Here is a 15309-nt window from a genome sequence, read left to right on the forward strand (position 1 = left end):
TGGCCCCCGTGTCCTGATCGGCACGGGGGCCTCGTGCTGCCCGGGCCTGTGTCGCGCGCGTGACCTTCCCTGCCCGCGTTCGTTGGGCAGTCAGAGCACGTGGCACGACCTCGGACGGCGGGGGCCTGGATCTCTGGGGGGATCCGGGCCCTCGCGCTGCGCAGCCGGGTGCGGCGCCCGGCTAGGCTGCCCGCGATGAGGGGGCAGAGAAGCGTGCGACCGGTCGCCGCGCTGGTGCCGGCGGTCGCCGTCGGCCTGCTCCTGCTCGTCTGGGCCTCGGTGAGCGACCGGATCGCGGTGGTCAGCCCCTCGGGACGCAAGCTGAGCGTCAACCGCCGGCCGGTTCCGCAGAGCTACCTGCCCTCGCCGCAGCCGGACCCGCTGGAGCAGGCCAGACGCCGCGGTGAGCAGTCGGGGCTGGACCTGAGCTGGATCGGCGACCTGCTGGCCTGGGCGGTCTTCCTGGCCATGCTGGTGCTGCTGCTCCTCCTCGCGCGCTGGGTCTGGCAGCACCGGTGGCGACGGCCCCCGACGCCCTCGCAGACCGACGCCGAGGTGCTTCCCGAGGCCCGCGTCAGCCGGGCGCTGAGCGAGGACGCGCCGGCGCTGCTCGCCGCGATCGGCGACGGCGAGGTGCGCAACGCCATCGTGGCCTGCTGGGCGCGGCTGGAGGAGACCATCGCCGCGGCCGGTCTGCCCCGGCTGCGCCACGAGACCTCGGCGGAGTACGTCGTGCGCGTGCTGCACCGCCTCGACCTCGACCCGCGCACGATCGGCCGGCTCGCCGCGCTCTACCGGGAGGCCCGGTTCTCCGAGCACCCGATGGGCGAGGACGCCCGGGCCGGCGCCCGCGAGGCCCTGGAGCGGCTCCACGACGAGCTGCGGCAGAGCGGCGCGCTCCGGTGAGGGCCTGGGGGGCCGGCCGGCTGGCCGCCGCGGCTGGGCTGTGGCTGGTGGTCACGGTGGCGGCGTACCTGCTCGGCAACCAGCCACGTCCCGGGCTGATCGCGCTGATGATCGCCGCCGGCGCCACGGTGCTCTGGCTGCTGCTCGACGTCTCCGGCGACTCCGAGACGGTCCGCTGGTCCTCGCCGCGGGCGGTGCCGGTCCGGCTGCCGGGGGAGGACCCGCGGCTCGCGCTGCTGCACCGCGTCGTCGTGCAGCACCTCGACTCCCGCGACGTCGGCAACGCGCTGCACCGTCACCTCGCCGAGCTGGCCGACCAGCGGCTCGTGGCCCATCACGGGGTCAGCCGGCGGGCCGACCCCGACCGGGCCGACGCGATCCTCGGCCCCGAGCTGGCCCGGGTCGTCGCGGACGCGTCCGGCGGGCCGCCGTACCCTCGCCTGTCCCTGGACCAGATCGACCTCATCGTCTCCCGAATCGAGGACCTGTGAACGCACTGACCCCGGCCGAGGTCACCCGCACCGCCGGCAGCGTCCTGGACGAGGTCCAGCGCGCCGTGGTGGGCAAGCGGGAGCAGCTCGTGCTGGTGCTCGCCGGGATCCTGGCCGGGGGACACGTGCTGATCGAGGACCTCCCCGGGCTCGGCAAGACCCTGGCCGCGCGCTCGTTCGCCCAGACCCTGGGGCTGCGGTTCACCCGCGCCCAGTTCACCCCGGACCTGCTGCCGGCGGACCTGACCGGGTCGTTCCTCTACGACCAGAAGACCAACGAGTTCGCCTTCCGGCCGGGTCCGGTGTTCACCGGCCTGCTGCTCGCCGACGAGATCAACCGGACGCCGCCGAAGACCCAGGCGGCGCTGCTCGAGGCGATGCAGGAGCGGCAGGTCACCGTCGAGGGGCAGACGTTCCCGCTGGAGGCGCCGTTCCACGTCCTGGCGACGGCGAACCCGGTGGAGTACGAAGGCACCTACCCGCTGCCCGAGGCGCAGCTCGACCGGTTCCTGATCCGGGTCGCGTTCGGCTACCCGACCGCGGACCAGGAGTGGGGCGTGCTGTCGCGGCGTCTGGACCGGCGGCGGGAGGAGCAGGTGCTCGACGCGGTCACCGACGCCGCCGGGCTGCTGGGCATGCAGGCGGCCGTGGAGACCGTCACCGTCGAGGAGAGCGTCGGCCGCTACTGCGTGGCGCTGACCTCCGCCACCCGCGCCCACCACCAGGTCCTGATGGGCTCCTCCCCGCGGGGGGCGCTGGCGCTGATGCTGATGGCCCGCGCCTACGCGGTGATCTCGGGCCGGGACTACGTGGTGCCCGAGGACGTGAAGTCCGTGGCACCGGCGGTGCTCGGGCACCGGGTCACGATCAAGCCGGAGCTGTGGATGGCCGAGGTCAGCGGGGCCTCGGTGGTCCAGCACGTGCTGACGCAGGTGGAGGCCCCCGGGGCCCGCGAGCGGGGCTGAGCCGACGTGTCGCTGCAGGATCTCCAGGTCTCCGCAGGCTGGCGGCCCACCGCGGCGCTGTCCCGCGCCGCGGTGCTCTCCGCGGTGCTCGCCGTCGCGGCGGTGCTGCTCGGGCGGCCCGACCTGCTGGTCCTGGGCGTGCCGTTCCTGGTGCACGCGGCGGTGGTCGTCGTACGGCGGCCCGCCGGCTCGCCCGCGGTGGAGAGCCGGCTGGCGCACACCGCGGTCCGCGAGGGCGAGGCGACCGCCGTCTCGGCGCACCTCACCGGCTGCGAGGACGCCGAGCACGCCCTGGTGGCGGTGCAGGCGGACGCTTACCAGGCGACCCGCCCCGGCCACGGCGTGGTCGGCGCCGCGCTTGCCGCGGACCAGCCCGAGGTGACCCTCGCCGTCCCGGTCGCCTCGCAGCGTTGGGGGCGCCGGACGGCCGGGGAGGGCCTGGTGGCCGCGACCGGGCCGTGGGCGGGTCGCCGCTGGGGGCCGCACCCGCTGCGCCCGATGATGCTGACCACGCTGCCGGTGCCCGGCGTCTTCGACAGCCGGGCGCCCAGCCCGCACCCGATCGGCCTGGTCGGCACCCACCAGGCACGGCGGCCGGGGCAGGGCGGCGAGCTGGCCGACATCCGTCCGTTCCAGCCCGGCGACCGGCTCCGCCGGATCCACTGGCGGCAGTCGCTGCGGACCGGTTCGCTGCACGTGACCGGCACGATCGCGGAGGAGGACAGCAGCGTGCTGCTGCTCGTCGACGCGCTGACCGAGGTGGGACGCAGCGGCGGCACGAGCGGCGCGGCCAGCACCCTCGACGTCGCGGTCCGGGCCGCCGGGGCGCTGGCCGAGCACTACCTGCACCAGGGGGACCGGGTGGGGATGCGGGTGCTCGGGGAGAACGAGCGCAGCACCGTGCCGGTCAGCGGCGGCCGGCGGCACCTGCGGCGGATCCTGGACACCCTGGCCCGGGTGGTGCCAGGGCAGCAGCAGCGCTTCGACGCCGGCCGGCTCCGGCTGCGGGTGCCCGCCGGCGCGGTGGTGATCGTGCTCTCGCCGATGCTCTCCGACGAGGTGGTGACCGCGACCGTGACCCTGGCCCGCAGCGGGATCACCGTCGTCGTGGTGGACACGCTGCCGGGCGGTCGGCCCGGCCGGCCGGACAGTCCGCCGGATCCGGCCGGACCGCCCGCAGCGACGGCCGCGGGCACCCTGGACATCGACCTGCTGGACGCGCCCGGGGACCGGCGCCGACGGCTGGCGTGGCGGATGCGGATGGTCGAGCGGGACCTGCTGCTCGGCCGCGTCGTCCGGGCGGGGGTGCCGGTCGTGCCGTGGCGCGGGCCCGGCACGCTCGACACCGTGCTGCGCGGCCTGCGCCGCCGTGCCCGCAGCCCGCGGCTGGTGTCGCGATGAGCACCGGTACGCCGCTGCGCGGGCCCGGCGGGGTGATCGTCGCGACGCTGGACCAGCTGAGCACGGCCTGCGGCCAGCAGCGGCTGCTCCGTCTGGCGGCCGCCGCCGCGGTGCTGCTCTTCCCGGCGGTGACGACGGCGGCCGGGGGCGGCGTGCACCTCGTCGTCTCCGGGGCGCTGGTCGCCGTCGGGGTGGTCGGCGTGCTGCTGCCGGACTCGAACGCGCCGCTGGCGTGGATGCTGCTGGCCGTCGGCCTGTGGGCGCTCGCCGTCCCGGAGACGCTGTCGGCCTGGACGCTGCTGGCCGCCGCCGACCTGCTGGTGGTGCACGTCGCCTGCGCGGCGGCCTCCTACGGCCCGCCGCCGCTGGCGCTGCCCGCGGGACTGCTGCGGGAGTGGGGCGGGCGGATGGCGGTGATGCTCGCGGTGACCGCGCTGGTGTGGCTGGCCGCCCGGTTCGGTGCCGCCCTCGACCTCCCCGGCAACGCCTGGGTCCTCGGGTCGGCGCTGGCGGTGGTGGCCGGCTGGGCGACGTACCTCCTGCCGCGGCTGCTCGCCCGCGACGGCACGCCGGACCGACCGGCCTCGTAGGGTTGCCGCCGTGGACGAGGAGTACGTCGAGGCGGTGCTGTCGCTCGTGGAGCAGATCCCGAGCGGCCGGGTGACGACGTACGGCACCCTCGCCGAGGCGGTGGGCGTCGGCGGCCCCCGGCTGGTGGGGCGGGTGATGTCGACGTACGGCGGGCCGGTGCCGTGGTGGCGGGTGGTCCGCGCCGACGGCGGCCTGCCGCTGTGCCACGACGGGGTCGCCCTCGCGCACCACCGCGGCGAGGGCACGCCGCTGAAGCCGTCCGGCCGGGTCGACCTGGAGCGGGCGATGTGGTGGCCCCCGGCGCCGGGACGCCCCCGGACTGTCGGTGCCCGATGGTGGGATCGCTCCGTGACGACGTACCACCTGCGCTTTCCCTCGGCCGGCCGCACCCGCGCGCCGGAGCTCGACGAGTTCCAGCGCGCCGTGGTGGACCACGCCGGCGGCCCGCTGCTGGTGCTGGCCGGTCCTGGGACCGGCAAGACCACGACGCTGGTGGAGGCGATCGTCGACCGGATCGAGCACCGCGGGGCCTCGCCCGACTCGGTGCTGGCGCTCACCTTCAGCCGCAAGGCCGCCGAGCAGCTGCGTGACCGGGTCACGGCCCGCCTCGGTCGGACGATGGCGACCACGTTGAGCTCGACGTTCCACTCCTTCGCCTATGGCCTGGTCCGCCGCTACTCCCCGGCCGAGGTCTACGCCGCACCGCTGCGGCTGCTCACCGCCCCCGAGCAGGACGTGATCCTGCAACGGCTGCTCACCGACGAGGCCGAGTCGGTCCGCTGGCCCGACTCGCTCTCCGCGGCGCTGCGCACCCGCGGGTTCGCCCGCGAGGTGCAGGCGGTGCTGGCCCGCGCGCAGGAGAAGGGGCTCGGCTCCGTCGGCCTGCACCGGCTCGGGGTCAGCGAGCACCGCCCCGAGCTGGTCGCCGCGGCGATGCTGATGGACCAGTACGTCGACGTGGTGGACACCGACAACCTCATCGACTACCCGGGGCTGATCGCCGAGGCGGTCGGCCTGGTCACCGGCCCCGACCACCCCGAGGTCCGTGAGGACCTGCGCCGGCAGTTCTCCCACGTTTTCGTCGACGAGTACCAAGACACCGACCCCAGCCAGGTCGCGCTGCTGCAGGCCCTGGCCGGTGACGGTCGCAACCTGGTGGCGGTGGGCGACCCGGACCAGTCGATCTACGCGTTCCGCGGCGCCGAGGTGCGCGGGATCCTCGACTTCCCCGACCAGTTCCGGCACCGCGACGGCCGCCCCGCCGACGTCACGGCGCTCCAGGTGACCCGCCGGTTCGGTTCGCGGCTGCTGCGCGCTTCGCGCTGCGTGGTCTCGGCCAACCACTCCCGCGGGGCGATCGACCGCGAGGTCTTCGACGCCTTCCGGGCGCCCACGCCGACCGACAACGAGTTCGGTCCGGGACGGGTGGAGGTGCGCACCTTCGACACCGCCCGGGCCGAGACCGAGCACATCGCCGACCTGCTGCGCCGGGCCCACCTCGAGGACGGCGTGCCGTGGTCGGACATGGCGGTGCTGGTCCGCTCCGGCCGCTCCACCATCCCGCCGCTGCGCCGCTCCCTCGGCGCGGCCGGCGTCCCGGTGGAGGTGGCCAGCGACGACACCCCGCTGGTGCGGGAGCCGGCGGTGCTGCCGCTGCTCGACGCGCTGCGGGCGGTGATCGACCTCGAGAACGACGACCCGGAGAGCACGCACTACCTCGGGCCGGACCGCGCCGAGGCGATGCTGGTCTCGCCGCTGGCCGGGCTGGACGCGGGCGACGTCCGGGCGCTGGCCCGTCAGCTGCGGACCCGCGAGGTGGAGGCGGCCGTCGCGGAGGACCGGTCCCCGCACCCGTCCCCCGGCTGCTGCGCGACGCCCTGCTGGACCCGGCCCGGCTCGCAGGCCTGGCCGGGCGCGGCATCACCCGGGCCGTGGCGCTCGCCTCGCTGCTGCGGGCCGCCCGGGAGCGTCTCGACGCCGGCGGCACCGCCGAGGAGGTGCTCTGGGTGCTGTGGGCGGGCACCGAGTGGCCGCAGCGGCTCCGCCGGACCGTCGACGCGGGCGGCCCCGGCGCCGGGCTGGCCCACCGCGACCTCGACGCCCTGTGCGCGCTGTTCGAGGTCGCGGCCAAGGCCGAGGAGCAGCGCGGGCACACCAGCGTCGCGGTCTTCCTCGACACGCTGACCGCCCAGGAGATCCCGGCCGACACGCTCGCCGAGCGGGGGGTCCGCGGCGACTCGGTGCGGCTGCTGACCGCGCACCGCTCCAAGGGCCTCGAATGGCGGTTCGTGGTGGTGGCCCACATCCAGGAGGAGGGCTGGCCCGACCTGCGTCGCCGCTCCACGTTGCTCCAGGCCGACCGGATCGGCCCCGACGGGCTGCTGCCGCCGGTGACGGCCCGGACGCTGATCGCCGAGGAGCGCCGGCTGTTCTACGTCGCCTGCACCCGGCCGCGCCAGCGGCTGCTGGTCACCGCGGTGGCCTCGCCCGACGAGGACGGCGAGCAGCCCTCGCGGTTCCTCGACGAGCTCGGTGTGGACCGGACCCACAGCCAGGGCCGCCCCGCCCGGCCGATGTCGCTGGCCGGGCTGGTCGCCGAGCTGCGCCGCACCGTCGCCGACCCGGCCACCAGCCCGGCGCTGCGCGACGTCGCCGCGGCAAGGCTGGCCCGGCTCGCGGCGGCCGAGGACCGCGGCCGTGCCCTGGTGCCGCAGGCCGACCCCGCGCAGTGGTGGGGCACGCGGGCCCGGAGCCGGGCGCTGGTCCCGATCCGTCCGGCCGAGGAGCCGGTGCGGCTCTCGGCCAGCGCCCTGGAGGCGCTGCTGACCTGCCCGGCCAAGTGGTTCCTCGAGCGCGAGGCGGGCGGTGCCACCGCGACCTCGGCGTCGCAGGGTTTCGGCATGGTCGTGCACGCGCTCGCCGACCGGGTGGTCAAGGGCGACCTCGCCGGCTCGGTGCCCGACCTGATGGCGCACGTCGACAAGGTCTGGGGGCAGATCCCGTTCCGGACCCCGTGGTCGGCCTCCCGGGAGCGGGCCGAGATCGAGCAGGCGCTCACCCGGTTCGTCCAGTGGCACGGCCGTCCGGGGGCCCGCACGGTGCTGGCCACCGAGCAGGAGCTGCGGGCGGAGGTCACGCTGCCCGACGGGCAGCAGGTGGTGCTGAGCGGCTACGCCGACCGGCTCGAGCTCGACGAGGCGGGGCGCGTCGTGGTGATCGACCTCAAGACCACCAAGTACCCACCCACCGACAAGGACCTGCCGGCGAACCCCCAGCTCGGTCTCTACCAGCACGCGGTCCGGCACGGCGCGGTCGACGAGCTGCTCGGCGGTCCCGGCGAGCCCGGTGGCGCCGAGCTGGTGCAGCTGCGCAAGAGCGTGCGCGGCAGCGTCAAGGTGCAGACCCAGCCGCCGCAGGAGCCCGGTGAGGACGGCAGCATCCCGGTCGAGCGGCAGCTGATGGAGGCGGTCGCCTCCGTGCGCTCGGAGTCCTTCGAGGCCCGCGCCGGCGACCACTGCACCCGCTGCGCCTTCCAGTCGATCTGCCCGGTCAAGGGCGCCGGGACGGTGCTGTCGTGAGCGCCGTCGTCCGCACTCCCGCGCAGCTGCAGCAGCTGATGCGGGCGCCGTACCCACCCAGCGACGAGCAGTTCGCGGCGATCACGGCGCCGCTCGAGCCGGCCGTGGTGATCGCCGGCGCCGGGTCGGGCAAGACGACGGTGATGGCCGCCCGGGTGGTCTACCTGGTCGCGACCGGCCAGGTCACCCCGGACCAGGTGCTTGGCCTGACCTTCACCACCAAGGCCGCCAGCGAGCTGGCGACCCGGGTGCGCACCGCCCTGCGCGACGCCGGCATCCTGCGACCGCCGGGCCCCCGCGACCCGCGCGATCCTGGCGGCCCCGGGGAGCCGGAGGAGCCCGAGGAGCCGACGGTCGCCACCTACAACGCGTACGCCGCCGCGCTGCTCACCGAGCACGGCCTGCGGATCGGCCACGAGCCGGACACCCGCGTCATCGCCGACGCCTCCCGCTACCAGCTCGCCGCCCGTGCGATCGCCCGCTACACCAAGCCGGTCGAGCTGCTCAGCGACCACCCCGAGACGGTGATCGGCTACGTCCTCGCCCTCGAGGGGGCGATGAGCGAGCACCTGGTCGGCATCGAGCAGGTCCGCGAGCTGCAGCGCACCGAGCGCGCCCTGTTCGTCGAGGCGCTGGCCACGTCGCGGGCCAAGAAGAAGCTCACCGACGTGCTCAACGCGATAGACCGGCGCGAGGAGCTGCTGGGTCTGGTGGCGGCGTACCGCCGGCTCAAGCGCGACCTCGGGCTGATGGACTTCTCCGACCAGATCGCCCTCGGGGCCAGGCTGGCGGTGGAGCGGGCCGAGGTCGGCGTCGCCGAGCGCGACAAGTTCCGGGTGGTGCTCCTCGACGAGTACCAAGACACCTCGGTCGCTCAGGCCACCATGCTGAGCCGGCTGTTCTCCGGGCCCGACCCGGAGTCCGGCCGCGGGCACCCGGTGACCGCGGTGGGCGACCCCAACCAGGCGATCTATGGGTGGCGGGGCGCCTCGGTGTCGAACATCCTCAACTACGGCGACGACTTCCCGACCGTGACCGGCTCGACGGAGGTGCCGAGCTACCCGCTCACCATCAACCGCCGCTCCGAGCAGCGGATCCTCGGGGTCGCCAACCGGCTCGCCGGGCCGCTCTACGCCGCGTTCCCCCAGGTGCAGCCGCTGCGGCCGTCCCCGACGGCCGGCGACGGTCAGGTCCGGGCGGTCGTGCACGAGAGCTATCCCGAGGAGCTCGCCTGGCTGCCCGGCCAGGTCGTCAAGGCCCACGCCAACCTTGCCGAGCCGGCCTGGTCGAGCATCGGGGTGCTGGTGCGCGACAACGCGCACGCGGCCGACGTCTTCGACGCGCTCACCCGCGAGGCGATCCCGGTCGAGATCGTCGGCCTCCAGGGGCTGCTGCGGCTGCCGGAGGTGGCCGAGGTGGTCGCGACGCTGACCCTGCTGCACGACCTGACCGCCAACGCCGCGGTGCTCACCCTGCTCACCGGCCCGCGCTGGAGCGTCGGCCCGCGTGACCTGGCGCTGCTGGGGCGGCGGGCGGCGCACCTGTCCGGGCCGTCCGGCCGGGCCGGTCGCGACCTCGACCGCGACGTCGCCACCGAGCTCGCCGCCGCCGTCGGCGGCTCTGACCCCACCGAGGTGGTCTCCCTCAGCGACGCGCTCGACGACCCCGGCACGGGCGAGCGCTGGAGCTACTCACCGGAGGCGCGGGAGCGGTTCGGGCTGCTCGCCGGCGAGCTGCGGCACCTGCGCAGCTACGCCTCCGAGCCGCTGCTCGACCTGGTCCGCCGGATCGTCGACACCACCGGCATCGACGTCGAGCTGGCCTCGTCGGTGAGCCCCGCGGCGCAGGCCCGGCGGGAGAACCTCGACCTGTTCGTCAAGGCGGTCGCGGACTTCCAGGCGGTCGACGGCGCGGTCACGCTGCCGGCACTGCTGGCCTACCTGCAGACCGAGGACGACCTCGGCAACGGCCTCGACGTCGCCACGCCGACCGAGGCCGACTCGGTGAAGCTGCTGACCGTGCACCGCGCCAAGGGCCTGGAGTGGGACACCGTGTTCCTGGTCGGTGTCGTCGACGGCAAGTTCCCCACCACCCGGGGCCGGCCCAAGTGGACCTCCGGACCGGCGGTGCTGCCGACCGCGCTGCGCGGCGACGCCCGCGACCTGCCGGTGCTGGCCGGTCACACCTCGGCCGACCTCGACGCGGTCGCCGAGGAGTGGAAGCGGCACGAGGCGCGCGAGGAGCTGCGGCTCGGCTACGTCGCCTTCACCCGGGCCAAGCGGGTGCTCGTGGTCTCCTCCTACCTGTGGGGGCCGACCCAGCAGAAGCCGCTGGGCCCCTCGCCCTACCAGGTCGTGGTCCGAGAGTGCCTCGAAGAGTGGGGCGGGGCGGCGGAGCAGTGGCTGCCGATGCCCGAGGACGGCGCCACCAACCCGGTTCGCGCCGGCGGGGAGCCGGCGCCCTGGCCGGTCCCCGAGCACACCGCCGAGGTGCGCCGCCGCCTCGAGGCGGCGGCCCGGGTGCGGACGGCGATGGCCCGGCTGGAGGCAGGGGAGCCGCAGCTCGACGAGGGACTCGACGTGCTCGAGGCCGCCCGCGTCGCGCAGTGGGACGACGAGACGGAGCGGCTGCTCGAGGAGGCCCGTCGGGCCCGGGCTGCCGACATCGAGGTGCCGCTGCCCTCCAGCCTGTCCGCGACCGCGCTCTCCGCGCTGCGCCGGGACCCCGACGCGTTCGCGACGACCCTGGCCCGGCCGATGCCCCGGCAACCGTCCCCGTCGGCGCGTTTCGGCACCCGGTTCCACGCCTGGGTGGAGGCCCGGTTCGGACAGCAGCTGCTGCTCGACCCCGACGAGCTTCCGGGCCGCGCCGACGCCGGGATCGAGGACGACGCCGACCTGCAGGAGCTGATCGCCCGGTTCGAGGCCGGCCCGTTCGCCGACCGGGTGCCCGCCGAGATCGAGCCGCCGTTCGCGCTGGTGCTCGCCGGCCAGGTGGTCCGCGGCCGCATCGACGCGGTCTACCGCGAGCCGGACGACGACGGCGGCGAACGCTGGCTGGTCGTGGACTGGAAGACCAACCGGCAGCAGACCGCCGACCCGCTGCAGCTCGCGATCTACCGCCTCGCCTGGGCGGAGCTGCGCGGCATCGCCGCCGACCGGGTCCGGGCCGGCTTCTACTACGTGCGGTCCGGTGAGCTGGTGGAGCACGACGGGTTGGAGGGCCGCGCGGAGCTGGAGCAGATCCTCGTCGGCGGCGGCTAGGCCAGCATGGCCTCGAGGGCGATCTCCACCATGTCCCCGAACGTCTGCTCCCGCTCCTGGGTGGTGGTCTCCTCGCCGGTGATCACGTGGTCGGAGACCGTGCACACGGTCAGCGCCTTCGCCTGGTGCTCGGCTGCGAGGGTGTAGAGCGCACTGGCCTCCATCTCGACCGCGAGCACGCCGTAGTCGACCAGCCGCGCCGTCAGGTCGGGTCGCGGGCTGTAGAACGAGTCGCTGGAGACGATCAGCCCGACGTGGGTCCGGTCGCCGAGACCGCGGGCCAGCGCGGCGTCGTGCGCCCCGCGGAGCAGCCCGAAGTCGGCCACCGGCGCGTAGTCGAGGCCCTCGAAGCGGATCCGGTTCATCGAGGAGTCGGTGCAGGCGCCCGAGGCGAGCACCAGGTCCCGGACGGCGACCTTCTCGGTCAGCGCGCCGCACGAGCCGACCCGGACGACCGAGCGGACGCCGTACTCCCGGAGCAGCTCGTTGAGGTAGATCGCCATCGACGGCTGGCCCATGCCCGAGCCCTGCACCGACACCCGCTCGCCGCGCCAGGTGCCGGTGAAGCCCAGCATGCCGCGGACCTCGGAGTAGCACTCGACGTCCTCGAGGAAGGTGTGGGCGATCCAGCGGGCCCGCAACGGGTCGCCGGGCATCAGGACGTGCGGAGCGATCTGACCGGGGGCGGCGCTGATGTGGGTGCTCACGCGCAGCACCGTAGCCGAGCGCCGCGACCCCGGGAGCCCGGGCCTGGGTCGGGCGGACCGCGGGTCGTAAGGTCGAGAGGTGACGCCGCACCGCGCCGAGATGCTGACCAACTACCCGCACCAGGCACCGATCGCCCTGTCGGTGCACGCGCACAACCGGGTCGCCGGACGCCGCACCGACCAGGCCTGGCTGGAGCAGGTGTGGGCCGACCCGGGCACCCGGGTCCTGGTGCTGCACGACGCGGCACTGGTGGTGCCCGACGGCGCGGACGAGCCGCACTGGGTGTCGCCGGCCGACGCCCCGGCCGGGCAGCGGGTGCTGCTCGGGGAGTACGGCGACCAGGTCCGGTTCGCGGTGCTCGCCGCTGAGCCGCCGGCCGGGACGCGCACCGAGCCGCTGCGCGCGTTCGTGCACACCCTGGACGCCGACGAGGCCGCGCTGACGCTGCACGCGGTGGCGCTCGCCGAGTGGCACGGCTCGCACCGGTTCTGCCCACGCTGCGGCGGTGCGGTCACGGTCAGCGAGGCCGGTCACGTGCTGGTCTGCGACTCGTGCGGACGCTCACAGTTCCCCCGCACCGACCCGGCGGTGATCATGCTGGTCACCGACGGCGAGGACCGCTGCCTGCTCGGCCGCCAGGAACGCTGGCCCGAGGGCCGCTACTCCACGCTCGCCGGCTTCGTCGAGCCGGGGGAGTCCCTCGAGCAGGCGGTGGCCCGCGAGGTGGAGGAGGAGGTCGGCGTCGTCGTGGAGGCGGTCGACTACTTCGGCAACCAGCCGTGGCCGTTCCCGGCCAGCCTGATGGTGGGCTTCTTCGCCAGCGCCGCGACGACCGACATCAACGTCGACGGCGCCGAGATCAGCGACGCCCGGTGGTTCACCCGCGAGGAGATGCGCGCCGAGGCGGAGGCGGGCACGCTGCTGCTGCCCGGCGGCATCTCGATCTCGCGGTCCCTCGTCGAGACGTGGTACGGCGGGACCCTGCCCGGCCAGTGGTGAGGGCTCCGGTCAGGAGAGCTGCGCGAGCTTCGCCTTGACGTCGGCGACCGAGGGGTTGGTCTGGGCGCTGCCGTCGCTGTAGACCAGCGTCGGGACGGTCTGGTTGCCGTTGTTGACCTGCTCCACGACCAGGGCGGCCTCGGGGACCTGCTCGATGTCCACGACGTCGTACGCGATGCCCTCGCTGTCCAGCTGTCGTCGGAGTCGGTGGCAGTATCCGCACCAGGGTGTGGAGTACATCGTCAGCGCCGTCATTCGTGTCCTCTCTCGCGTCTAGGCTTGCACTGCGCCAACAGCCCACCCGAGGAGTTTGTTCCTGATGCACCTTTCCAGCGGCTCCGCCGACCGTCTCCTCGAGGCGCTCGACCCCGAGCAGCGGGAGGTCGCGGTCGCGCTCCAGGGGCCGGTGCGGGTGCTGGCCGGTGCGGGCACGGGCAAGACCCGGGCGATCACCCACCGGATGGCCTACGGCGTGGCGTCGGGGGCCTACAACCCGCGCGAGGTGCTCGCCGTCACCTTCACCACCCGGGCGGCCGGGGAGATGCGGGGCCGGCTGCGCGCGCTGGGCGCCGAGGGGGTGCAGGCGCGCACGTTCCACTCCGCCGCGCTGCGCCAGGCGCGGTACTTCTGGCCGCGGGTGTACGGCGGCGAGCTGCCGGTGCTGACCGAGTCCAAGCTGGCGCTGCTCGGCAACGCCGCCCGCCGCAACCGCGTGCAGACCGATCAGGCCACGCTGCGCGACCTCGCCAGCGAGGTGGAGTGGGCCAAGGTCAGCAACGTCCGTCCCGACGACTACCCCCGGCTCGCGGAGCAGCGCGGCCGCTCGGTCACCGGCATCGACGCCGCCACCGTGGCCCGGGTGTTCGCCACCTACGAGGACGTCAAGCGCGACCAGGGCCGGATGGACATGGAGGACGTGCTGCTGTGCGCCGCCGCCCTGCTCGCCGAGGACGAGCGGGTCGCCGCCGAGGTGCGCCGGCAGTACAAACACTTCGTGGTCGACGAGTTCCAGGACGTCAGTCCGGTGCAGTCGGCGCTGCTCGACCTGTGGCTCGGCGGCCGCTCCGACCTCTGCGTGGTCGGCGACCCCGCGCAGACGATCTACTCCTTCGCCGGCGCCAACGCCTCGTTCCTGCTCGACTTCCCGAAGCGCTTCGCCGGCACCACCTCGATCGAGCTGGTCCGCAACTACCGCTCCACCCCGCAGGTGATCGTGGCCGCCAACCGGCTGCTGGCCGGCTCCTCGAGCGCCGGGGTGCAGCTGCGGGCGCAGCGTGAGGCCGGCCCGGAGGTGGCCTACAGCGAGCGCCCGGACGAGGTCGACGAGGCCGAGCACGTCGCCGCCCAGGTGCTCGAGCTCACCCAGGCCGGCACGCCGCTGCGCGAGATCGCCGTGCTGTTCCGGATCAACGCCCAGTCCGAGGCGTTCGAGGAGGCGCTGGCCGCTCGCAACCTGCCCTACGTCGTGCGCGGCGCGGCCCGGTTCTTCGAGCGCGCCGAGGTGCGGCAGGCGGTGACGCTGCTGCGCGGCAGCGCCCGCTCCGGCGCCGGTGACGGGGACGGGGACGGGCTGGTCGGCTCGGTCCGCGCCGTGCTCGCCGGGATGGGCTGGTCCGACCAGCCGCCGACCGGCCGCGGCAACGTGCGGGACCGGTGGGAGTCCCTGCACGCCCTGGTGTCCCAGGCGGAGGAGCTCGCCCGCACCACCCCGGAGGCCGATCTCACCCAGTTCGTCGCCGAGCTCGACCGGCGCGCCGCCGAGCAGCACGCCCCGGTCGCCGAGGGCGTCACCCTCGCCACCCTGCACACCGCCAAGGGCCTGGAGTGGGACGCGGTGTTCCTCGCCGGCATGCAGGACGGCACCCTGCCGATCGTCTACGCCGAGGGAGCGGACGCGGTCGAGGAGGAGCGGCGCCTGCTCTACGTCGGGATGACCCGGGCCCGGGTGCACCTGAAGATCTCCTGGTCCCGGGCGCGCAACCCGGGGGCCCGGGCGATCCGGAAGCCCTCACGGTTCCTCACCGGGCTGCGTCCGGAGGTGGGTTCGGACCAGAGCGACGGCGACCGCGCCGCCAAGCGCCGCCGCGGGGTGGCCAACTGCCGCACCTGCGGCCGGCCGCTCGGGTCGACCGCAGAGCGCAAGGTGGGCCGCTGCGAGGACTGCCCGGCCGCCTACGACGAGGAGCTGTTCGAGCGGCTGCGCGCCTGGCGGGTGGAGCGCGCGACGCAGGAGAAGGTGCCGGCGTACGTCGTCTTCACCGACCTGACCCTGCAGGCGATCGCGGAGACCCGCCCCACCGACACCGCGGGGCTGCTGCGCGTCAACGGGGTCGGCCAGGCCAAGCTGACGAAGTACGGCGACGACGTGCTCGCCCTGCTGGGGGATGCCTCATAGCCCTCCCGGGCC

General features: G+C 75.0%; 12 protein-coding genes. 10 read left to right on the forward strand and 2 right to left on the reverse strand.

Features of this window, described 5'->3' with window-relative positions; all coding sequences use genetic code 11:
- Window positions 1-195: 195 nt before the first annotated feature.
- The 8 genes from H9L09_RS14565 to H9L09_RS14595 are packed head-to-tail and all read left to right on the forward strand — an operon-like array spanning window position 196 to window position 11195.
- Window positions 196-906: a DUF4129 domain-containing protein gene (locus H9L09_RS14565; protein ID WP_187577601.1), complete on the forward strand. Its 711-nt coding sequence runs from the start codon at window positions 196-198 to the stop codon at window positions 904-906.
- Window positions 903-1397: a hypothetical protein gene (locus H9L09_RS14570; protein ID WP_187577602.1), complete on the forward strand. Its 495-nt coding sequence runs from the start codon at window positions 903-905 to the stop codon at window positions 1395-1397. Before H9L09_RS14565 ends, H9L09_RS14570 begins: the two co-directional genes overlap by 4 nt.
- A complete protein-coding gene (locus H9L09_RS14575; RefSeq protein WP_187577603.1) occupies window positions 1394-2362 on the forward strand; it encodes an AAA family ATPase in 969 nt (322 codons plus the stop codon). The genes H9L09_RS14570 and H9L09_RS14575 overlap by 4 nt, the downstream gene beginning before the upstream one ends.
- Window positions 2363-2368: 6 nt before the next feature.
- On the forward strand, window positions 2369-3763 hold the full coding sequence (locus H9L09_RS14580; protein ID WP_187577604.1) for a DUF58 domain-containing protein: 1395 nt from the start codon (window positions 2369-2371) through the stop codon (window positions 3761-3763).
- Window positions 3760-4353 (forward strand): hypothetical protein, encoded by a 594-nt coding sequence (locus tag H9L09_RS21690; protein WP_223164059.1) that lies wholly within the window; start codon window positions 3760-3762, stop codon window positions 4351-4353. Before H9L09_RS14580 ends, H9L09_RS21690 begins: the two co-directional genes overlap by 4 nt.
- A gap of 10 nt (window positions 4354-4363) precedes the next feature.
- The gene (locus H9L09_RS22200) at window positions 4364-6538 is read left to right on the forward strand and encodes a UvrD-helicase domain-containing protein (protein WP_246456038.1); all 2175 of its coding nucleotides are present in this window, start codon (window positions 4364-4366) and stop codon (window positions 6536-6538) included.
- Window positions 6466-7932, forward strand: a complete 1467-nt coding sequence (locus H9L09_RS22205; protein ID WP_246456533.1) for a PD-(D/E)XK nuclease family protein — start codon at window positions 6466-6468, stop codon at window positions 7930-7932. Before H9L09_RS22200 ends, H9L09_RS22205 begins: the two co-directional genes overlap by 73 nt.
- A complete protein-coding gene (locus H9L09_RS14595) occupies window positions 7929-11195 on the forward strand; it encodes an ATP-dependent helicase (protein ID WP_223164060.1) in 3267 nt (1088 codons plus the stop codon). The genes H9L09_RS22205 and H9L09_RS14595 overlap by 4 nt, the downstream gene beginning before the upstream one ends.
- On the opposite strand, the gene deoD is transcribed toward H9L09_RS14595, so the two are convergent.
- Window positions 11192-11902 (reverse strand): purine-nucleoside phosphorylase, encoded by a 711-nt coding sequence (gene deoD, locus H9L09_RS14600; protein ID WP_187577605.1) that lies wholly within the window; start codon window positions 11900-11902, stop codon window positions 11192-11194. The two genes, H9L09_RS14595 and deoD, sit on opposite strands and share 4 nt — an antisense overlap.
- A 79-nt stretch (window positions 11903-11981) precedes the next feature.
- On the opposite strand from deoD, the gene nudC reads away from it, so the two are divergent.
- On the forward strand, window positions 11982-12902 hold the full coding sequence (gene nudC / locus H9L09_RS14605; RefSeq protein ID WP_246456039.1) for an NAD(+) diphosphatase: 921 nt from the start codon (window positions 11982-11984) through the stop codon (window positions 12900-12902).
- A gap of 9 nt (window positions 12903-12911) precedes the next feature.
- On the opposite strand, the gene H9L09_RS14610 is transcribed toward nudC, so the two are convergent.
- Window positions 12912-13157, reverse strand: coding sequence for a mycoredoxin (locus H9L09_RS14610; protein ID WP_187577606.1), 246 nt, complete (start codon window positions 13155-13157; stop codon window positions 12912-12914).
- 64 nt (window positions 13158-13221) lie between these two features.
- Between H9L09_RS14610 and H9L09_RS14615 the strand changes: the two genes are divergently transcribed.
- A complete protein-coding gene (locus H9L09_RS14615) occupies window positions 13222-15297 on the forward strand; it encodes an ATP-dependent DNA helicase UvrD2 (protein ID WP_187577607.1) in 2076 nt (691 codons plus the stop codon).
- Window positions 15298-15309 lie beyond the last annotated feature (12 nt).

It is taken from the genome of Nocardioides mesophilus (assembly GCF_014395785.1).
Taxonomy (GTDB): Bacteria; Actinomycetota; Actinomycetes; order Propionibacteriales; family Nocardioidaceae; genus Nocardioides_B; species Nocardioides_B mesophilus.

What these genes read in the sequence shown, in the direction of transcription:
- H9L09_RS14565 (WP_187577601.1), top strand. Translation starts at nt 196, where the DNA reads ATGAGGGGGCAGAGAAGCGTGCGACCGGTCGCCGCGCTGGTGCCGGCG.
- H9L09_RS21690 (WP_223164059.1), top strand. Translation starts at nt 3,760, where the DNA reads ATGAGCACCGGTACGCCGCTGCGCGGGCCCGGCGGGGTGATCGTCGCG.
- H9L09_RS14610 (WP_187577606.1), bottom strand. Translation starts at nt 13,157, where the DNA reads ATGACGGCGCTGACGATGTACTCCACACCCTGGTGCGGATACTGCCAC.
- H9L09_RS14615 (WP_187577607.1), top strand. Translation starts at nt 13,222, where the DNA reads ATGCACCTTTCCAGCGGCTCCGCCGACCGTCTCCTCGAGGCGCTCGAC.